This is a genomic window from Amphritea opalescens (assembly GCF_003957515.1).
Lineage (GTDB): Bacteria > Pseudomonadota > Gammaproteobacteria > Pseudomonadales > Balneatricaceae > Amphritea > Amphritea opalescens.
In genome coordinates, this window is sequence record NZ_RQXW01000001.1 from 418468 (window position 1) to 440227 (window position 21760).

General features: G+C 49.4%; 15 protein-coding genes. 9 read left to right on the plus strand and 6 right to left on the minus strand.

Annotation, left to right across the window (positions count from 1 at the left end):
• The first annotated feature begins 2 nt into the window (after positions 1–2).
• Genes lolA through serS form a run of 4 tightly spaced genes read left to right on the plus strand, consistent with a single transcriptional unit; the run spans position 3 to position 3674 of the window.
• Positions 3–659, plus strand: coding sequence for an outer membrane lipoprotein periplasmic chaperone LolA (gene lolA / locus EH243_RS01840; RefSeq protein WP_126156925.1), 657 nt, complete (start codon positions 3–5; stop codon positions 657–659).
• Complete coding sequence (locus tag EH243_RS01845; protein ID WP_126156926.1) at positions 659–2002, plus strand: replication-associated recombination protein A; 1344 nt, start codon at positions 659–661, stop codon at positions 2000–2002. The genes lolA and EH243_RS01845 overlap by 1 nt, the downstream gene beginning before the upstream one ends.
• A gap of 3 nt (positions 2003–2005) precedes the next feature.
• Positions 2006–2380: a fluoride efflux transporter CrcB gene (crcB, locus tag EH243_RS01850; RefSeq protein ID WP_126156927.1), complete on the plus strand. Its 375-nt coding sequence runs from the start codon at positions 2006–2008 to the stop codon at positions 2378–2380.
• A gap of 22 nt (positions 2381–2402) precedes the next feature.
• On the plus strand, positions 2403–3674 hold the full coding sequence (serS, locus tag EH243_RS01855) for a serine--tRNA ligase (protein WP_126156928.1): 1272 nt from the start codon (positions 2403–2405) through the stop codon (positions 3672–3674).
• A 130-nt stretch (positions 3675–3804) separates the two neighbouring features.
• Here serS and EH243_RS01860 read toward each other — a convergent pair whose 3' ends face one another.
• Together EH243_RS01860 and metH are read right to left on the minus strand one after the other, a co-directional pair.
• The gene (locus EH243_RS01860) at positions 3805–4029 is read right to left on the minus strand and encodes a hypothetical protein (protein ID WP_126156929.1); all 225 of its coding nucleotides are present in this window, start codon (positions 4027–4029) and stop codon (positions 3805–3807) included.
• A gap of 268 nt (positions 4030–4297) precedes the next feature.
• Positions 4298–8011: a methionine synthase gene (gene metH / locus EH243_RS01865; protein WP_126156930.1), complete on the minus strand. Its 3714-nt coding sequence runs from the start codon at positions 8009–8011 to the stop codon at positions 4298–4300.
• A 405-nt stretch (positions 8012–8416) separates the two neighbouring features.
• Between metH and panD the strand changes: the two genes are divergently transcribed.
• The 3 genes from panD (at position 8417) to EH243_RS01880 (ending at position 12005) form a co-directional block, all read left to right on the plus strand.
• Positions 8417–8851 (plus strand): aspartate 1-decarboxylase, encoded by a 435-nt coding sequence (gene panD, locus EH243_RS01870; RefSeq protein WP_126156931.1) that lies wholly within the window; start codon positions 8417–8419, stop codon positions 8849–8851.
• A gap of 345 nt (positions 8852–9196) precedes the next feature.
• Positions 9197–11086: a propionyl-CoA synthetase gene (locus EH243_RS01875; RefSeq protein ID WP_126156932.1), complete on the plus strand. Its 1890-nt coding sequence runs from the start codon at positions 9197–9199 to the stop codon at positions 11084–11086.
• 316 nt (positions 11087–11402) lie between these two features.
• Positions 11403–12005 carry a hypothetical protein gene (locus EH243_RS01880; RefSeq protein ID WP_126156933.1) on the plus strand — a complete coding sequence of 201 codons (603 nt, stop codon included), beginning with the start codon at positions 11403–11405 and terminating at the stop codon, positions 12003–12005.
• A 48-nt stretch (positions 12006–12053) separates the two neighbouring features.
• Here EH243_RS01880 and EH243_RS01885 read toward each other — a convergent pair whose 3' ends face one another.
• Both EH243_RS01885 and EH243_RS01890 read right to left on the minus strand, forming a co-directional pair.
• Complete coding sequence (locus EH243_RS01885; protein WP_126156934.1) at positions 12054–12896, minus strand: SDR family oxidoreductase; 843 nt, start codon at positions 12894–12896, stop codon at positions 12054–12056.
• 143 nt (positions 12897–13039) lie between these two features.
• Positions 13040–16300, minus strand: coding sequence for an EAL domain-containing protein (locus EH243_RS01890; protein WP_164549019.1), 3261 nt, complete (start codon positions 16298–16300; stop codon positions 13040–13042).
• Between the two features lie 347 nt (positions 16301–16647).
• On the opposite strand from EH243_RS01890, the gene fahA reads away from it, so the two are divergent.
• Complete coding sequence (gene fahA, locus EH243_RS01895) at positions 16648–17958, plus strand: fumarylacetoacetase (RefSeq protein ID WP_126156936.1); 1311 nt, start codon at positions 16648–16650, stop codon at positions 17956–17958.
• Positions 17959–18020: 62 nt separating this feature from the next.
• On the opposite strand, the gene EH243_RS18505 is transcribed toward fahA, so the two are convergent.
• Together EH243_RS18505 and EH243_RS01900 are read right to left on the minus strand one after the other, a co-directional pair.
• Positions 18021–18191: a hypothetical protein gene (locus EH243_RS18505; protein ID WP_164549020.1), complete on the minus strand. Its 171-nt coding sequence runs from the start codon at positions 18189–18191 to the stop codon at positions 18021–18023.
• A gap of 45 nt (positions 18192–18236) precedes the next feature.
• Complete coding sequence (locus EH243_RS01900; RefSeq protein WP_126156937.1) at positions 18237–19325, minus strand: site-2 protease family protein; 1089 nt, start codon at positions 19323–19325, stop codon at positions 18237–18239.
• Between the two features lie 778 nt (positions 19326–20103).
• Here EH243_RS01900 and EH243_RS01905 point away from each other — a divergent pair.
• Entirely contained in the window at positions 20104–21744 is a 1641-nt protein-coding gene (locus EH243_RS01905; protein WP_126156938.1) for a fatty acid--CoA ligase, read from the plus strand.
• Positions 21745–21760 lie beyond the last annotated feature (16 nt).

A 21760-nucleotide genomic window follows, 5' to 3' on the forward strand; every position in this document is an offset into this window, starting at 1 on the left:
ACATGGTATTTAAAAAGATAGCTGCGGTTGCCTTGCTCGGTTGTTCACTGAGCTTTTCAGCGTTAGCCGAGATTCAAGAAGGGGCCGGTGAGCGGCTGAACAGTCTGCTGGCCACCTTTGATAGCTTGAGTGCTGATTTTGATCAGGTGTCCGGTAGCGATGATTCCCGGCGAATGGATAGTTCCCGCGGAACCTTGCTGCTAGCGAAACCTAACCGCTTTAGATGGATTGCCAAAGAGCCGTTTCCGCAGACGCTGGTCAGTGATGGTGAAACATTATGGATCTATGATCCTGATCTTGAGCAAGCCACCGAGCGTAAGGTTTCAGAAGGTGATTCTGGGGTGCCTGCGTTGATTTTGAATGGTCAGATTGAGCAACTTCAATCGCAATATAAGATCCGTTTACTGCAGGAAAAGGATGATAGTCAGCTGTTTGAGCTGCTGCCGTTAAAAGAAGCAGAGGTCTTTACCCGCATTCGTTTACTGTTTACCAAAGGGGTGATCAACGAGTTGCAGATGGAAGATTCGCTAGGGCAGAGAACTTCGATACTATTTAAAAATCAAAAGCTTAATCCTAAGTATGAAGAAGATACTTTCACTTTTACACCACCGGAAGGAACCGATGTAATTGTCGAAAGCAGCCCGGAGTCTAGTGAATAATGGCCGATCTGTTTGATGAGCTTCAGCCCGACTACGAGCCCTTAGCGGCGCGGATGCGGCCGCAATCGTTAGAGGAGTATTGTGGGCAACAGCACCTACTAGCTAAGGGTAAGCCACTACGTAAAGCGCTGGAGCAAGGCTCGGTGCATTCCATGATTCTGTGGGGGCCTCCCGGTGTGGGTAAAACTACCTTGGCCCGCTTATTGGCCCATCAGGTTGATGCCCATTTTATTATCCTTTCTGCGGTCTTATCTGGGGTAAAAGATATTCGCGCCTCGGTGGATCAGGCTTTGCAGGTGAAAGCCCAATCTGGACGTAAAACGATTCTGTTTGTCGATGAGGTGCACCGTTTTAATAAGTCACAACAGGATGCTTTTCTGCCCTATATCGAGGATGGAACCTTCCTGTTTGTCGGCGCCACCACGGAAAACCCTTCGTTTGAACTGAACAACGCATTGTTATCCCGTGCGCGGGTCTATCTACTGCGTAGCCTAGAGCAAGCCGATATCGAAGTGCTATTACAGCGGGCCTTGAGTGATAAGGCTCGAGGGATTCCGCAACAGCCGTTGGTCTTTGCCGATGGTGCCCTAGAACAGTTGGCTGCAGCGGCCGATGGTGATGGCCGGCGTGGGCTTAACTTGCTGGAGATCGCCGCCGATTTAGCCGATTTCGATGGCACTGAATATAAAATAGGCCCGCACATTATCGAAGAGGTGCTGAAATCCAGCGCCCGCCGTTACGATAAGCAGGGTGATCTGTTCTATGACATGATCTCTGCTTTCCATAAATCGGTACGGGGTTCATCCCCGGATGGAGCGTTATATTGGTATTGTCGCATGCTTGATGGCGGCTGCGATCCGCTCTATATCGCTAGGCGGCTGGTGGCCATCGCTTCGGAAGATATCGGTAATGCCGATCCACGAGCGATGCAGATGGCGCTTAACGCTTGGGATGCATTCGAGCGGGTTGGTCCGGCAGAAGGTGAGCGGGCGATTGCCCAAGCGGCCATTTATTGCGCCAGCGCCCCTAAGAGTAATGCGGTGTACCAAGCATTTAATCAGGCGATGGCGGATGTTCGCAGTGAGCCTGGCTATGATGTGCCGGAACATTTGCGTAATGCCCCCACCAGCCTGATGAAGGATCTTGGTTATGGGGCTGAATATCGTTATGCTCATAATGAGCCCGATGCCTATGCGGCTGGAGAATGCTATTTGCCGCCGGAGATTGCGGATCGGCAGTATTATCACCCGGTCGCGCGGGGCCTCGAGATTCGTATTGGTGATAAGCTTGATCACCTCAAAGCACTGGATCAGTCCAGTGACAAGCAACGATACAGGGAATAGCCCATGCTGCACCTTATTTCAGTCGCCGCTGGCGGCGCTGCTGGCGCGTTAGCCCGTTATTGGGTGAGCGGGATTTTGATCAGCAATGCTCAGTTCAAACTGCCATACGGCACAATGATCTGTAATGTATTAGGGTCTTTTCTCATGGGTGTTTTCTTTGTTTTGATTATGGAAAAGGCGCGTATTAGCCCAGAATTACGGCCATTATTGATGGTGGGCTTTTTGGGCGCTTTCACGACTTTTTCCACCTTCTCGCTGGAAGCCGTGACCATGCTGCAAGAAGGGCATATAATGTCCGCCGCAATTTACATATTAATGAGCGTAGTGCTCTGCATGGTCGCCCTGTATAGCGGCTTATGGTTTACTCGCCTGTTCTGACTTTAAGGTTGTTTCTGACATCATGCTAGATCCTAAATTTATACGTTCTAATCCAGAAGAAGTAGCTCAGCTACTGGTCAAAAAGGGTTACAAGTTCCCGGTTGACGAATTTAATGCCCTAGAAAACCAGCGTCGAGACGTGCAGGTTGAGGCCGAGCGTTTACAGAGTGAGCGTAACACTCGCTCCAAAAATATCGGTAAAGCCAAATCGGCCGGTGAAGATATCGCGCCATTGCTGGCTGAAGTCGGCACCCTAGGTGAACAACTCGATGCCGCTAAAGAGCGGTTGACCGTTGTTCAGGACCAGATGGACGCGTTGCTGATGGGGATGCCTAACCTGCCGCATGAGTCTGTGCCAGCGGGTGTCACCGAAGATGACAATATCGAAATTCGCAAATGGGGCGAGCCTACGCAACTGGGTTTCGAAGCGAAAGACCATGTTGATCTAGGCGAGCAGAATGGCGGCTTAGATTTCGGTACCGCTGCTAAAATCACCGGCGCTCGGTTTGCTGTACTGCGTGGCGGTATCGCGCGTATGCACCGAGCTCTGATTCAGTTTATGCTGGATACCCACACAGCGAAACATGGCTATGAAGAGACTTACGTCCCTTATCTGGTCAATGCCGATTCGCTACGGGGCACTGGGCAGCTACCTAAATTTGAAGAAGATCTGTTTAAGGTGCCGGGTGAGCGTGATTATTACCTCATTCCGACAGCCGAAGTACCTGTGACCAACATTGTTCGCGATGAAATTATTGATGCAGCCCAAATGCCGCTGAAATTTGTCGCGCACACGCCTTGTTTCCGTAGCGAAGCGGGCAGTCATGGTCGCGATACCCGCGGTATGATCCGTCAGCATCAATTCGAAAAAGTTGAGCTGGTCCATATTGTTGAGCCAACCAAATCTTGGGAAGCGCTGGAAGAGTTGATCGGCCATGCAGAAAAAATCCTGCAGATGCTGAACCTGCCTTACCGTGTAGTGACCCTCTGTGGTGGTGATCTGGGCTTCAGTGCGGCGAAAACCTACGACATTGAGGTTTGGTTACCTGGTCAGCAGAAATACCGTGAGATCTCCTCTTGCAGTAACATGGAAGACTTCCAAGCTCGTCGGATGCAAGCGCGCTGGCGTAACCCTGAAACCGGTAAGCCCGAGTTGGTGCATACCTTGAACGGTTCTGGTTTGGCGGTAGGGCGTACCTTGGTGGCGATTCTTGAAAACTACCAAACCGCTGATGGTCATGTGAAAGTGCCAGAAGTGTTGTTGCCTTACATGGGCGGCATTACTGAACTGTAATTACTGCGCTTAAATATCCGTGCTGAGCACTTTTCCTAAGTTCTTTGTTTAAGAGCTTTTTTAAGGGCTTAGCCAGATACAAAAAAACCGCTACAAAATGGCTGAACATTGCCGTTTTGTAGCGGTTTTTTTATGATTCCCGTAGGATGCGGTGAGCTTCGCGAACCGCACCGAAATGCCAGAAGCCTCTGCAGTTATTTGCCTTAGCCTCATAATATCGCCGCCAGAGGCGGCTCCTACAGAGGGTTTTGGCGGCGTGGTTGGCCACCAGTGTGGGAGCCCCTTCTAGGGGCGATAGGATGAATGTTGGCCACAACACAAAGCCAGCATCTGTCGCGGCAATGGTGCGGTTCATTCTTCACCTCACCCTACACCTTTCCGTAGGTTGTGGTGAGCTTTGCGAACCGCACCGAAATGCCAGAAGCCTCTGCAACTATTGGCCTTAGCCTTATAATATCGCCGCCAATATCTGTCTCGGCAATGGTGCGGTTCATTCTTCACCTCACCCTACACCTTTCCGTAGGGTGTGGTGAGCTTCGCGAACCGCACCGCTAATACCAAAAACCTTTGCTATCGGTGCAAGTCATGGTGCGGTTCATTCTTCACCACACCCTACACAACACTTAACTATCATCCGGCTCATAGCCAAGGTTAGGGGATAACCAGCGCTCGGCGACGGTTTTTTCCATGCCGGTACGTTTGGCATAGGATTCCAGCTGATCTTCGCCGATCTTCGCTACACCAAAATACTGTGATTCTGGATGGCTGAAATACCAGCCGCTGACCGAGGAGGTCGGCAACATGGCAAAGCTATCGGTGATGGTCATGCCGATGCGTTCTTCAACATCCAGCAGCTTCCAGAGTCGTGCTTTCTCGGTATGTTCGGGACAAGCGGGATAACCGGGAGCTGGGCGAATACCCTGATACTTCTCTTTGATCAGTGCTTCATTGTCTAACGCCTCATCGGCGGCGTAGCCCCAGAATTCACGACGGGTACGGGCATGCATATACTCGGCCAGCGCCTCGGCGAGACGGTCAGCCAGGGCTTTGACCATGATGCTGTGATAATCATCATGGTCGGCTTCATAGGCATCAATCATCACCTGATCACCAAAGCCGGTACTCACCGCGAAGGCGCCAAAGTAATCGGCTTTGCCGCTCTCTTTCGGTGCAATAAAGTCGGTTAAGCACATGTTGGACTTATCTGCGGTTTTCTCGACCTGCTGACGCAAATGGTGCAAGGTCATCAGAACTTCTGAACGGCTGTCATCGGTATACAGTTCGATATCGTCATCATTGATGCTATTGACTGGGAATAGACCGATAACGGCGCGGGCTTCTAGCTTTTTGTTATCAATGATATCCGTCAGCATCGCCTGTGCATCGGCGAACAGCTTTGTGGCCTCTTCACCGATGATTTCGTCGGTGAGAATACGTGGATAACGCCCAGCCAGCTCCCAAGAGTGGAAGAAGGGGGTCCAATCGATATAGTCACGCAGCGCGTCCAGTTCGATATGCTCGAAGGATTGAATACCCAGTTGAGCCGGTACCGGCGGGGTGTAGTTACTCCAATCGATCTTGTATTTGTTCGAGCGCGCTTGAATCAGTGACACTCGGCGAGCTTGGCTCATCCGATCTGCATAGCGTTGTCGAACCGCGGCGTAGTCGTCCTGTATCTCTTTCACATAGGCGGGTTTTCGCTCGGCGGAGAGTAGGGTGCTCGCCACGTTAACAGCACGGGAAGCGTTAGTGACATGCACCACCTGATCCCGCTTGTAGGCTTTATCGATTTTAACCGCCGTATGGGCCTTGGAAGTGGTTGCACCACCAATCATCAACGGAATATCGAAACCCTGTCGCTCCATCTCTTTTGCTACATGCACCATCTCATCGAGTGATGGGGTGATCAAGCCGGACAGACCTATAATATCGACATTTTCTTCACGGGCCGTGCGCAGGATTTTCTCTGCAGGCACCATCACGCCGAGATCAATAATCTCGTAGTTATTACATTGCAGCACGACGCCAACGATGTTTTTACCGATATCGTGAACATCACCCTTAACCGTGGCCATCAGAATCTTACCGGCGGTTTCGCTAGCCGCACCGGCTTTTTCGGCTTCGATAAAGGGCATCAGGTAGGCGACCGCTTTTTTCATCACCCGGGCGGACTTAACCACCTGAGGCAGAAACATCTTACCGGCACCGAATAGGTCCCCAACAACGCCCATACCGTCCATCAATGGGCCTTCGATCACTTGTATCGGACGCTCAAATTGATGACGGCACTCTTCGACATCATCGTCGATATATTCGGCGATACCTTTAACCAGTGAGTGAGAAAGCCGTTCCTTAACAGGTAGGCTGCGCCATTCTTGGGTTTTCTCCTCAACTTGGGCACCATCACCGCGGTATTTCTCTGCGATCTCCAAGAGGTTTTCGGTGGCCTCATCGGAGGTGTTCATGATGACGGCTTCAACGGCGACGCGCAGTTCTTCCGGCAGGTCATCGTAGATGGCCAGCTGTCCGGCGTTAACAATACCCATATCCATACCCTGCTGAATAGCATGGTAGAGGAACACGCAGTGGATCGCTTCACGTACCGGATTATTACCCCGGAAAGAAAAGGACACGTTGGAAACGCCGCCAGAGATCATGGCATAGGGGAGATTCTTCTTGATCCAGCCCGTAGCGCGGATAAAGTCCACCGCATAGTTATTGTGCTCATCGATACCGGTCGCCACCGCAAAGATGTTAGGGTCGAAGATGATATCTTCCGGAGGAAAGCCAACCACTTCGGTGAGCACTTTATAAGAGCGGGCACAGATCTGTGTTTTACGTTCTTCGGTATCGGCTTGGCCATCTTCATCAAAGGCCATTACCACCACGGCTGCACCATAACGGCGGAGCAGGTTGGCTTGATAGATAAACTTCTCTTCACCCTCTTTGAGGCTGATAGAGTTAACGATACCCTTACCTTGGATACACTTAAGACCGGCCTCGATCACTTCCCATTTAGAGGAGTCGATCATAATCGGCACACGGGAGATATCAGGCTCAGAGGCGATCAGGGTGAGAAAGCGCACCATGGCGGCTTCCGCATCCAGCATCCCCTCATCCATATTGATATCGATAATCTGGGCGCCGTTTTCAACTTGCTGACGAGCCACATCGAGGGCGGTTTCGTAATCACCTTCTTTAATCAGACGTTTAAACATCGCCGAGCCGGTGACGTTAGTCCGTTCGCCGACGTTAACAAAGAGGGTGTCTTTATTGATATTTTGCGGCTCAAGGCCGGACAAGCGACACTCAATGGGGATGTCTGGAATTTGTCGTGGTGCCGATTCATTCGCGGCTTTACCCATCGCGGTAATGTGCGCAGGTGTGGTGCCGCAACAACCACCGATAATGTTCAGGAAGCCTGCTTGAGCCCACTCGCGGATCTCGGCGGCCATCTGTCTTGGTGTTTCATCATAGCCACCAAAGGCGTTCGGCAAGCCAGCGTTCGGGTGGGCAGACACATAGGTATTGGCAATACGGGAAAGCTCTTCCACATACTGACGTAGTTCGTTTGGCCCCAAGGCACAGTTAAGGCCGATAGAAAGTGGCTTAATATGGCGAACCGAGTTCCAAAACGCTTCGGTGGTTTGGCCAGAGAGTGTGCGACCAGACGCATCGGTAATGGTGCCGGAGATCATCACCGGTAGACGCATCTGATGATCTTCAAAATATTGATCAACGGCGAAGATTGCCGCTTTAGCATTCAGGGTATCGAAGATGGTTTCGATCAGAATAATATCCGCGCCACCATTCACCAAGCCGTCGATGGATTCGGTATAGGCTTCGACAAGCTGATCGAAGCTGACATTACGAAAGCCGGGATCGTTAACATCGGGCGAGATAGAACAGGTACGGTTGGTAGGTCCTAAAACCCCTGCAACATAGCGGGGTATACCGGTTTCCGCGCTAACCTCATCGGCTACTTCGCGTGCTAACCGTGCCGCCACCAAGTTGATCTCATGGCTGAGGGATTCCATTGAGTAATCGGCCATCGCGATCGAGGTGGCGTTAAAGGTATTGGTCTCAATGATATCCGCGCCTGCTTCGAGATAAGCGCGATAGATACTGCTAATAATTTTAGGCTGGGTGAGCACTAATAGGTCATTGTTGCCTTGCAGATCAGTTTCCCAGTCAGCAAAGCGGTCACCGCGAAAGTCAGCTTCATTCAGTTTATGGTCCTGAATCATGGTGCCCATGCCGCCGTCAAGAACCAGAATGCGTTCTGCCATGGCTTGCTTAAGCTGCTCGGTCTTGTCTGTCTGAATTACTGCTTGCACGCTAAAAACCTATTATAACCTGTTGTAAAGGCGGCTATTTTATAGCAAAAATTCAGCGTTTGGGTGACTTAGCTGCATATCGTCATGAAAATCCTTGGAGTTAAAGGCGCAGCACAGGGTAATACTGCCTTAGGAGGAGGCCTTTCGGGCTAGTATGAGCAATATTTATCTCAGCATTTGCTTGATTAGGTCTTAAATTTTTAACGGTTGCTGATACAATGGCCAACGCTTAAAGGTAAGTTATTTTATAACTAAAGATATAATATAGATTACCTATAAGTAGGGGCCACTAGGTCTATGTCAGTGATCGCTGTGGTTAGGATGATTGACAGAGAGAGGCTGAAGCTATTTTCAGCTGTGTGAACGTCCGGCTTGTCCGGCCAATGAGAGACTTAGGTCATTAATATGTTGCAAACATTCTTAAAAACTAAATTGCACCGCGTTACCGTTACCCATGCTGAACTTTACTATGAAGGCTCATGTGCCATTGATGGCGTATTGCTTGAGCGTTCCGGCATTAAAGAGTACGAACAGATTCATATTTATAACGTCAACAATGGCGAACGCTTTACGACTTACGCGATTCGTGCCGAAGATAACAGCGGTATCATCTCGGTGAATGGTGCTGCGGCTCACCGTGCATCGAAAGGTGATCTATTGATTATCTGCTCTTATGTGCAACTCGATGAGCAGGAAGCTGAAGGCTTTAAACCCACCCTGTGTTACTTTGAAAACGCTAAGAACGAAAATGACGCCCATCGGGTTCCCCAAGAAGCGCTGTATGAGCGCAATGTGATGACCGGTATTAAAAACAGTATTAAGGTGCAGCGTAGCGATTGATCTATTGGTTGCCAGCGTCACGCTATTTATCAAAAAGCCGCCTTCGGGCGGTTTTTTTTGGTTTTTTTGCAAGGGCGTTAGATAAATAGTGGAGTACAGGATTGTCGACAATTGATGTAGATCATTATTTTAGGCGGGCTTAAATGATCTAAATAGCAGGTTTTATCAGCTATTCATCGCGACATCGTAGACAATATAGCCTTTTGTAGTAGTTCCATTTACCCGCATCTCGGTTAGAGTGTGCCTCAAGTGGTTCACGCCGGCGTCGTCGCATAATTGAGTTAAATTAAGCGGATATGGTCGGTTTGACACATATAATAAGGGTTACACCGAAGGACCAGTGCTATGTCATATAAAGAAGAATACAGAAAATCAATTGAAACGCCGGAAGCCTTCTGGGCAGAAAAAGCAGAAGCACTCAAGTGGTTCAAGAAGCCAGAGACCATCCTGAGCAAGGATGAAAATGGCATTGATCGCTGGTTTGCTGATGGCGAGATGAATACCGCATACCTAGCGCTGGACTACCATGTTGAAAGTGGTCGAGGCGATCAAGATGCGTTGATTTATGATTCTCCTGTGACGGACACGAAGCAGCGCTATACCTACTCAGAACTCCGTGATGCCGTGGCTAAATTTGCTGGTGTTCTAAAAGCTCAGGGCGTTGAGAAGGGCGATCGAGTGGTTATCTATATGCCGATGATCGCGGAATCTGTGATTGCGATGCTAGCAGTGGCCCGTCTCGGTGCCATTCATTCGGTGGTCTTTGGTGGCTTTGCTCCCCATGAATTAGCGGTACGTATTGATGATGCCGAACCGAAAGTCGTGGTTACATCCTCTTGCGGTATCGAGATTGAAAAAGTAATTGCCTATAAGCCGCTATTAGATGAAGCGATCGAGAAATCCGCTCATAAACCGGATAGCTGCATTGTCTTCCAGCGCCCACAGGTTAAGGCTGAGATGATGGCTGGCCGCGATATCGATTGGGCCGATGCTGTCGCGACGGCTGAACCTGCTGATTGTACGCCGGTGAAAGCGACGGACCCGCTCTATATTCTGTATACCTCCGGAACCACCGGTAAGCCTAAAGGGGTGGTACGTGATAATGGTGGTCATGCGGTAGCGCTGAAATACAGTATGAAAGCGATCTACAACATGGAACCCGGTGAAGTATTCTGGGCGGCATCGGATGTCGGCTGGGTAGTGGGTCACTCTTATATCGTTTATGGCCCCTTGCTCGCCGGTTGCACCACCATTGTGTATGAAGGCAAGCCGATTAGAACACCAGATGCGGGCGCTTTCTGGCGTGTCTGTGATGAATATGGCGTTAAAGCCTTGTTTGCGGCCCCAACCGCTTTTCGGGCGATTAAGAAAGAAGATCCAGAATCTGACATGCTTAAGGCTTATGATCTTAGTAAACTGGAAACAGTCTTTATGGCCGGTGAGCGCCTCGATCCACCGACTTACCACTGGACCAAAGAAATACTGGGTAAGCCGGTTATCGATCACTGGTGGCAGACTGAAACCGGTTGGGCTATTTGCGGTAACTTAACCGGCGTCGAAATGCTTGAGCCTAAGCCTGGTTCATCAACGGTACCGGTAACCGGATTTAATATTAAAATTCTCGACCATGAAGGTAATGAGTTACCGAATGGGGAGCAGGGGAATATTGCGATTAAGCTGCCTTTGCCACCGAGTTGCTTGCCGACGGTATGGGGCGATTTTGAGCGTTTCCGTACCGGTTATCTATCCGAGTTTCCGGGATATTACTGTTCCGGTGATGGGGGCTATAAAGATGATGATGGTTACATCTTTATCATGGGCCGTACCGACGATGTGATCAATGTTGCGGGTCATCGCTTGTCGACGGGAGAGATGGAAGAGATCGTTGCGGATCACCCATCCGTGGCTGAGTGTGCGGTTATCGGTATTAATGATCCGTTGAAAGGACAGCAGCCGATCGGTTTGGTGTTGTTGAAAAACGGTGTTGAGACCGACGAGGCGCAGATTGAAGCAGAGTTAGTCGCGATGGTGCGTAAAGAGATCGGTGCCGTGGCCTGTTTCCGACGTGCCATTGTGGTTCAGCGTTTACCGAAAACCCGCTCCGGTAAGATTCTGCGTAAACTGTTGCGTCAGATCGCCGATGGCAAAGAGTACAACATTCCCTCAACGATTGATGATCCGGCTTCTTTGCCTGAAATTGAAGAGATCATGGGCCGTAATGGCTTGGTGAGTTAAGGCTTTGGCTATTGATGGTGCGGTTCGTTCCTCACCGGCACCCTACGAATCGACTCCTGTAGGGTGCCGGTGAAGAATGAACCGCACCACTGACGAGATGAATCGCTACACCGCAATGACTGAGATTTCTCGATCGTAAGCTCTCCGACATCTTATCGCCCTCGAAGGGGCTCCCAAATCGCTGGTAAAACGTGCATCCAAACTTTCTGGTAGGAGCCGCCTCTGGTGGCGAGATGGTTGCATTGCCGCTGTGATCGATAAAACTGGTGCGGTTCGTTCCTCATCTGCACCCTACGCGAAAAGTGGCTCCCACTAGATGAGCCACACTATGGTTTATTTGGGTATTCATCATCTATCGGTTCGGTTAAGCTGGCAGCAAGCTTCGTTGGGCACAATGGCCATTCCTAATCGCTCGATCTATCCATGGGTTTCTATGCTGCACATAACCACTTTACCTCTGCTTGCCTTCTTGATCTCTTTGTCTACTGCGGTTCAAGCTGATGAGCCAAACGCCTTCAAACAGGCCGATATCTACGGCCGTTGGCATTGTGAGCATGCAATGGTTGATGGGCCGACGCGGATGAATATTGATTACAACGTCGATTACTTGGCGGATGGACAGTCAAATGGCTTAGGTACACTGGTGCTTAAAATACCTAACTTTCCTGAGATGGAATATGGTGTTTCTCATCAATCTCGCTGGGCAATGAAAGAAGGGACGCTGACCTTTACCTCGCCAGCACTAAGGTTGATCAATCGAAGTCACCCTCAGTTAAATAGTTTTCTTGATTTAGAAAACCTGTTTCCTCCTAAGCAGGTAGAATCCTCGACGATACTCGAGTTGACTCAGACAAAGCTTGTCGCTCGGTCTGATTCCTATGGTGGCGTTTATGCGTGTGCCAAGGTGGCAGCCCGTTAACCCGTCTGTTTAATCCTGCTGCGGTTGCGGTATTAAGAAGACTAGCCCTTATTTGTTTTCTACGCTGGATGCCTTTAGCAGTATCCAATCAAGCAATCGAGTGGACAATATCCGTCGAAGAAACCCAAAAAGATGGGTGGGAAAGGTTACGTAATAACGGGCTTTAGGCCGCTTACTCTCCAGCGCATGGATCACTTTGTCCAACACCGCCTCAGGACCTAGGGTGAAGGGGTCGTCGCCTTTGTCTTCGGTACTTAATCGCTGCAGTACTTTTTTATAACTCTTGCGAAAGGGGCTGGCCTCCACATCAATATTCGCCTTGAAGGCTTTTAAGCCATTGGCTCTAAATTGACTCTTAACGGGGCCGGGCTCAATCAGTGAGATATGGATGCCAGTGCCGGTGAGCTCTTGTCGTAGGGTGTCCGTATAGCCTTCTAGGGCAAACTTGCTGGTGTTGTAAGCCCCACGAAAACGCATCGCAATCAGCCCCAATACGGAACTGTTTTGAATAATCCGCCCGAAGCCTTGCCGCCGCATCAGTGGTAGCACTCGGCAGGTGAGTTCGTGCCAGCCTAATAGGTTGATCTCAAGTTGCTGTCTGAGCACCTCTCGGCTTAGGTCTTCGATGGCGCCAGGCTGACCATAGGCACCATTATTAAACAGCGCAAAGAGCTCACCGCCGGTTTGTGTTTCAATCCAATCCATCGCCTGTTGAATCGACTCAGAGTATTGGAGGTCGAGCTGGATTGATTCCAATCCTTGTTGTTGCAAGCGTTCGACATCCTGCTGTTGCCGAGCGGTGGCGATCACCCGGTAGCCCCGTTGTTGCAGGCCAATAGCAACATGATAGCCAATGCCGCTGGAACAGCCGGTAATCAGTACTGTTTTCATAAATGTATTTTCATTGTTATCTGTTGGTCGGTGAGCTTGCGGTTATTCGTTAATATCCGCGTTGATACTATGGCTGGGCATCTTAGCATGGTTGGCCAGCCCTAACTTGAGGGCTGGTCGTTAATGAGCGAGCAGGGACTAGACTAGTGTCTGTTTAATAACGCCAGAAACTCTTCTTCGGGCACGCCTTTGCTGAATAAAAACCCTTGAGCGTAGAGGCAGCCTTCATCAATTAGAAATTGTCGCTGTTGCTCGGTCTCCATGCCTTCGGCGATGACTTCTAATCCAAGGCTATTGCTGAGGGCAATCACGGCACGGGCGATGGCTTGATCATTCTGATCTTCAGGAATATCTGTAATAAATGAGTGGTCGATCTTTAAGCGGTCGAGAGGTAGGGATTTTAGGTAGCTGAGGGAGGAGTAGCCGGTGCCAAAATCATCGATCGCCAGGCGGATACCCATATCACGTATCTGCTTAAGCTCTTTTCCTGCTCGGGCGGGGTTGTTCAGAATCACCCCTTCGGTAATTTCCAACTCGATCATGTCGCTGCTGCATTGGTTGCGCTTGAGTATGGTTTCGACGTCGCTAGGTAGGTTATTCGTACCAAAGTGGCGGGCTGAAATATTGACCGAAATGCGGGGAACCTGATACCCCGCTATTTGCCATTGACGAATATTGCGGCACACGGTGTCCAGTACCCAAAGATCAATGATTTTAATCATGCCGTTTTTTTCGGCGAGGGGAATAAAACGATCGGGAGGAATGAGGCCGAGTTGTGGGTCTTTCCAACGAATCAGCGCCTCTGCGCCAATAATACGGTTATCGGTGATATCAATCTGTGGCTGATAATGCAGGATAAACTGATCATGTTCTATGGCGTTACGCATGGCGCCGAGCATCATTATGCGTTCTAAGGCCTGATCGGTCATCTCATGGGTGTAAAACTCATAGCGGTTTTTGCCAGTGGATTTCGCGCGGTACATGGCAGTATCTGCATTGCGAACTAAGTCTTCAGGCTGCTCGGCATCATCGGGGAAGACGCTGATACCGATACTTAAGCTGATATGCAGTTGCTGCTCTTCCAGTATGATCGGTTCATTGAATGCGGTTTGCAGGTTTTGCGCAATGAGAGCGAGATCGTCCGGGTGTTGGATATCTTCGACGATAATGGTGAACTCATCGCCGCCGAGGCGTGAGATCGTATCGTAATCACGCACATGGTGCTGTAAGCGTTCGGAGACCTTGATCAGTAGTTGGTCGCCTAGGTTGTGGCCAAAGCTATCATTGATCCCTTTGAATTCATCAAGGTCAATAAACAGTAGGCCGACGGTTTTGTCTAAACGTTTCGCATGTAGCAGTGCTTGTTTGAGCCGGTCATTAAAGAGTAAGCGGTTCGGTAGTTTAGTCAGGGTGTCGTGATGCGCCAAGAAATCGAGGCTTTTTTCTTTTTCCTGCAATGATTTTTGTATAGCGATATGGTCGGTAATGTCTCGACTGGATTCAACCAACCCGGTGATATTACCCTCGGTGTCATAGAGAGGGCTGGCCATTAGCTCAAAGGTACGGGTTTCGCCATTTGCCAATGCGTGCTCGTGAATACGGGTGGTGGGTTTTTGGCTTTCCATGACATCCGTCAGCGGGCAGATGTCACAGGGGGAACCATGCTGATCGACAGAGCGGTAACAGGGTTTATCGTCCTGCTGGAGGCAGTGGTAAAAGTAATCATCCGCGGCGCGATTGGATTTAATGACTCGGTAGTCTGTACCGATCACCGTCACGGGGTCGCCGATACAGTCGATGACAGCTTGTAAAAAGTCACTTTCCTGACGGGATCTCTTTTCGATTAATTTACGTTCCGTGATATCTCTGACCGTGGATAATACGATCTGTTCGCCATCGAGATTGAGCACGGTTGAGCTGATCTCTACCGGTACCTCACGACCATCGACGGTGCGATGTACCGATTCAAATATACTGTTTTGGGTATTCGACAGAAGTATTTTTAAAATGCGCTGCCAGCTGTCTAGATCTTGGTGTGTGGCGCTGAAGTCGATGACGCGTGTGTTTAATAGTTGCTCTCGGCTATAGCCTAAATAATCGCAACTCGCCTGATTGATATCGATAATACGGGCGGTTTTAGCGTTGATGACAAAGAGCGCATCATTACTGTGGTCGATCAATTGGCGAAATAAACGCAACTGAGCATCGACTTTGTGTTTTTCGGTTAAGTTGGTGAGCAGGCAGTGGGTTTGGGCAAAACCAGTGGCTTCATTATGTACGACCCGGCCATCAAGCTGAACATCTACCCGATCGCCACTTTTAGTGACTAGACGGTAGTAAACGTTTTCAATATGACCCTGTTGTATAAACTTAGCGAAATTGAGTTTGAATTGTTGTTCCTGCTCCGGCTCCAATACAAGCAGAAAGGATTTGCCAATCACTTCGCTATTTTCATAGCCCAATAATGTTCGCCAGCAGGCGTTAATTTCAAGAAAGTTACCCTCGGCATCTAGCGAGTGGTAGGCCAATGGCGAGCTCTCAAAAAAGCCGTGATAGTGTTCCGCTCTGTGCTGGCTAATCAGTAGTTTTTGATTAAGGGTTTCGAGGGCATTACGCATGACCTTAACGAAATGGGTTTGCAGCTTATCTAGTAGGTGTTGGCGGGTTAATAGACCAACAATATGGCCCTCGGCATCACTCACCAGTAATCGTCGAATCGATTGGGTTTGCATGATCTGTCGCGCTTCGAGTAATGACTCTTTGGCGTCAACGATAGTGACAGGCGTGCTCATATGTTGCTCGACGGTGGTATTAAGATCGATCTTGTCGTCGAGCAGTCGTATCACATCCCGTTCTGTCAAAATACCATCGGCTTGATGATGTTCACCCACCACCACACAGCTGATCATGTTTTGGTTCATCAGGGTAAATGCTTGGCGCAGTGTCGCCTGTGGCGAGATAAACTGTACCACCCGTTCCATCACCGCATCGACATGTTTTATTTCGGCTAAATACTCTACCCCAAGGTGCTGAATAAAGTCTGTTTCGGTGGCGATGCCGTTGAGGCTGCCATCCCGATTAATCACCACGATGTGACGCAGATTATCCCGTTGCATCTGTTCGTAAGCTTGTTGAAAGTCACAATCACTCTGCATGGTTTTAACGGGGGAGGTCATGATATCGGCAGCGGTGAGGGGGGCGAGGTCCTGTTTTGCGCTACTGACTAATCGGAGTATGTCTTTTTCGGTGATGATGCCCAGCGGCTCTTGATGATCCATGATGACAATAGAGCTGACATTTGATTGGCGCATCCGGTGCAGGATATGCAATGCCGCATCCGTGGGTTGAGCGTGTAAAACCGCTTGGCTACAAATGCTCTCCAACGAGACAATTGATTCCGGCATATGATTGTGTCCTTTTCCCATATCCTTAATAAGCCCTTATCGGGGGTAACGCTTTCGTTCCATTCATCAGGTTATACATTCCGTTGCGGTGGCCTATAACGGATAGATTAACCTACCATAAGGCGGGGAATAATGTATTTAGGTGATGAGTTTAGGTCACCATTTAGTGTATTTTTAAGCATTATTTACCTAATGGAATTAATGTATTTATCCCTTACACCTTGATGCACGTCGGGCTTCTGCTACCGTACGGGTGAATAATAAAAAACTACATCAGACTTTTGTCGCGCTGAGGATGAAAGCGCCGCTGATGACTAATCAATAGTTGAGAAAAGCCGAGAGTAACTATGCCTGTATTAAATGAAACGCATCATTCTGATTTACGTAGCTGGGTAAGTAGTGCAAACGATGCGGACACTGATTTCCCGATTCAAAATTTACCCTTTGCTGCGTTTCGACGTAAAGGTTCAGATGAAGCGTTTCGGGGGGGCGTCGCGATTGGTGATCAAGTATTGGATTTAGCCGCCGTTGATGGTGTGTTCTCGGGTGATGCCGCCGTTGGCGTGGCCGCCTGTGCTCAGCCAACGCTAAATCATTTCATGTCATTAGGCTCCACGATTTGGTCGGCGTTGCGTTTAGCGTTATCAAGGGCATTGCGAGAAGGTGCGGCTGAGCAAGGCGCGTTAGAAAGCTGCTTGGTAGCACAGAGTGACGTTGAGTATAGCCTGCCGTGTAACATTGGTGATTACACCGATTTTTACACCTCAGTCTTTCATGCTACCCGAATAGGGAGCCTGTTCCGGCCGGACAACCCGTTGTTGCCGAACTATAAATGGGTGCCGATCGGTTATCATGGTCGCAGTTCCTCAATTGATGTCTCGGGGCAAACCTTCCGTCGTCCGCAGGGGCAAACCAAAGCGCCGGACGCTGAATCGCCCAGCCTGAATGCCTGTCAGCGGTTGGATTATGAACTAGAGGTGGGGATCTACATCGGCAAAGGGAATGAGCTCGGCGAGCCGGTTGCCCTCGATGAGGCGGATCAACATGTGTTTGGTTATTGCTTGTTTAATGATTGGTCTGCCCGTGATATTCAAGCGTGGGAGTATCAGCCGTTAGGGCCGTTTTTAGCGAAAAACTTTGCCTCTACCGTATCCCCTTGGATTGTGACCAATGAAGCACTGCTGCCATATCGTCGCGAATTTAAGCGGGATGCGCAGGACCCACAGCCACTGCCTTATTTAGCATCGGCGAAAAACAGCGAAGAAGGCGCGTTAGATATTAAATTAGAGGTGCTGCTGCAAACACAGCAGATGCGAGAGCAGGGTGAAGCCGCCGCTCAATTATCGAACTCTAACTTTGTTTATTCTTATTGGACAGTGGCGCAGATGGTTGCCCACCACACCGTGAACGGCTGTAATCTGCGCCCTGGGGACTTCTTTGGTTCTGGCACCCAATCGGGCCCAGAGCATGAGCAGGGCGGCTCACTGCTAGAGCTGAGTCGTGGCGGCAAAGAGGCGATCAGCCTACCCAATGGCGAACAACGTACCTTTTTGGAAGATGGCGATACCGTAGTGATGCGGGGTTATTGTCAGCAACAGGGAAGTGTCCGTATCGGCTTTGGCGAGGTTGCCAGTACGGTGTTGCCTGCTAAGGGATAATGTAACGACGATCGATGAGTGTGAATAAAGGCAGCCTAGGCTGCCTTTATTGTTGAGCGTCATTACTTTTTAGGTTTTTTCTTGAAGAGGTTGAGTAGCTTTTTTTTCGGGTCCTGCTCTTCGGTGGGCAGGGCTTTCTCAAACAGGCTTTTCATCTCGTTTAACTGCTTCTCTTTACGCTTATGGCGCAGATCATCCCGCTTGCTATTGATATCGACTATTTTATCGCTCATATACACGACTCTTTATTGGCAGCTTGTTGGAAGTGATACCGCAGTTTAGCTTTGCAATATCTTAAGTGGAAGCCCCAGCAGTGCATCCCCCATCCCATGAAAATACCAGATGATCGCAATCAAGCCTGCAACGGTAAGGATATACCAGAGTGCAGAGATTATTTGGCCATAACGATCTAGGGGTAAGAGTAAGCTGTGGTGTCGGCCTCGCCATTCAAAAAATACCTCAACACTTCCGATGATTAAGAGAAAGCCGAGCAACGCTAAACCAAACTCATAACTGAGCCAGATACCACCAGCGGCGGCGGCGCCACAGAGTAACAGCCCTAACAGTGAATTCATGGAAAAGGCGATGCTCTTGAGGATATGCCCGCCATCCAATGGCAGAATCGGCAGCAGGTTAAACAGGTTTAGCAGCGCATTGAAGGCGCTTAATCCGGCAAAAAACATCGAACCGGTCACCCAGTAAGCCACTAGACTGAGTAGGGATAAGCCAAAGCCAAAAAACGGCCCCATCATCGAGATGCAGACATCCTGCCAGCGGGTGTTAATGCGGGCATCACTCAGAGCCAAGCCACCGACGAATGGGATCAGGTAGATCCCTTTGGTTTTCATGCCAAAATGCTTCATCGCACGAATATGACCATACTCATGCACCACGAGGCAGAAGATCAGGGCGAGGGCAAAGGGCAGCGAGAAAAACCAAGAGTAGGCCGCTAGGCTAGCGCCGGCCATGACCACCTTGATGATCTTGGCGCTTTTCAGCAGTTTTAGCCCTAACGCACCGAGCCCGATGATGCTGAAAGCGCGTTTTTCTTGGCGTATCGGCCCTTGAGGTACCTGTTTCTCCATGATTTCGCGGCCATGTTCGCCACTGCTGATCAGCTTTTCACCCATATAGAAACGGTAGGCGATGTTGACAGGATCCCATTGCACTTCGGTTTCTAACCGACACAGCAGTGTTTCACCCTGCTGATTTTGCAGTTCAAAATGATGTTCACTGACACCATCGAAATCGCCGGCGGCATCACATCGGGAAACCGGTGTATTGTTCCAGTACAGGAGTTGCCAACCCGCCATCGAGCCTTCAAGACGTAGGCTATGGTCTTCACAGTCCAGATTTAATAATTCCACATCGGTTCCTTAAAATAGTTACCGGCGCATAGTTGCATAACTTGATGGCAGTTTAAAGCGGCTTGTTAGCTGAAAAGCGCGGTGAGGGTATTGCCGGAGAATCAGGCGGTTTCATCGATTTGGCGATAGAGAGCTTAGATGATCTTCTTTCCTCAATTGAAAGTGACGTCTGGAAAGTGGCGTCTGGTTGAGTGGCAACCTGGTCTTTTAGCTCACCATTCGTCTCAGAAACTGGATGATGTCAGCCCAAACCGGTGTCTAGCTACTATTTATGTTATTTGCTGAACTTAATGGCCATCGTAATAACTAACTCTGCAATGGAATGCTCCGGATACTCCCTTAGCAGAACTGTCCGATCAAGTAATGGTTTGATCGTGGTGCAGTGAAATATGACGAACGCAGTAGGGCGAATAGACAACTTGTTACGGTTTGGATAATGGCCTAACCCATTAAACAATAAAGCCAATGATGAGTTTCATTTGAATTCGTCGTGCTGCATGAAAACATCGTTTTTTTGAGACGACTGTCCGTATATGTCAACTAATGAGCTTTTTTTGTCATTGTTCCCTTTGATTATTCAATGGAGAATGAAATTCATTAGAATGTACTAAAGGGTTATGGATCAAACCGCGTCAGTGATTGATCATGATGACTGGAGATAACCAATCGAATAGTAAGATGTAAAGTGCTCAGCGATGTGCGTACGACAATCAATAACCTGCGTTATTGATTCAGTTGAACAAGGCATCTGCAGAATTTTCAAACCTAAGGTGTACCTATGCAAACAAAAATAATTAAACCTGCAGCAAATGCTCACGATTTTCCTCTACTCATTAAAAGTCTCTTGTCCTCCGGCATGCGTTTTCAGCCTGATAACGAAATTGTGTATAGTGACGTGCTTCGCTATGACTATCGCACCCTGTACAAGCGTGTCTGCAAACTGGCGAATGTGCTCACCAAGGCAGGTGTTAAGGCGGGCGATACTGTTGCCGTGATGGATTGGGATAGCCATCGTTATCTAGAAAGCTACTTTGCCGTGCCGATGATCGGGGCTGTTTTACACCATGTGAATATTCGCCTGAGTGTCGATCAAGTCGGCTACACCATGAACCATGCTGAAGATAACTTGGTGTTGGTGCATGATGACTTCACCGTAATTGCTGAACAGCTAGCCGATCAACTACCCAGCGTGCGTGGCTATATCCGCCTGAGTGATGATCAGAAAACATCGCCGACCAGCCTCAATTCGCTGGGTGAATATGAAGCCTTGTTAGCGGAAGCATCCGATGAATATGACTTCCCTGATTTTGATGAAAATTCCGTCGCCACACTGTTCTATACCACCGGCACAACCGGCAACCCAAAAGGGGTGTATTTCAGCCATCGACAACTAGTACTGCATACGTTAAACGGTGCAAGTATGCTGGGTTCTTTTGAGGGGCAGCCATTGTTGCGCTCCGACGATGTCTATATGCCGATGACACCGATGTTCCATGTGCATGCCTGGGGCGTTCCCTATATCGCCACCATGCTAGGAGTGAAACAGGTATACCCAGGCCGCTACGAACCTAATAAATTACTGCGCTTATTCCGTAAGGAGGGCGTCACGTTCTCCCATGGTGTGCCGACCGTGCTACAGATGATTCTTAACTGTGATGAAACCGAAGCGACGGATATGAGTCGCTGGAAGTTGCTCACCGGTGGCAGTGCGGCTACTCCGGCGTTGGCAAAACAGATGGTGGACAAAGGTATCGCATTGTTTACCGCTTACGGTATGTCGGAAACCTGTCCGTTAATCAGTGCGGTGTTCCTCAAGCCTGCTGAACGTGAACTGGAGCTGAGTGAACAGATACCGCAGAGGATCAAGGCGGGTGTACCCATTGGTCTCGTCGATCTGAAGATTGTTGACCCTGAGGGTAACGATGTCGCGCACGATGGCGATGCCGTAGGAGAAATTGTGGTCCGCTCACCTTGGCTGACGCAGGGATACTACAAAGATGAAGCCAAAGGTGAAGAGCTTTGGGAAAATGGCTGGTTGCATACCGGTGATGTCGCTTCGATCAATGAAGATTACGTTATTCAGATTAAAGATCGCATCAAAGATGTGATTAAAACCGGCGGCGAGTGGATCTCTTCACTGGAGCTGGAAAACCTGATTAGCCAGTATCCTGCCGTATCCGAGGTCGCCGTGATTGGTGTACCCGATGAGAAGTGGGGCGAGCGTCCCTATGCCTTAGTGGTTGGGAAGCCTGGGGAGGAGATTGATGGGGCGGCTATTCAGCAGCATCTACTGACATTTGTCGCCAGCGGCCATATTAATAAATGGGCCGTACCACAGGATATTAAGATTGTGACCGATATCCCTAAAACCAGTGTTGGCAAAATTAATAAGAAAGTGATTCGCACCCAGGTTAGTTAATCTCGGGGCGAGACTT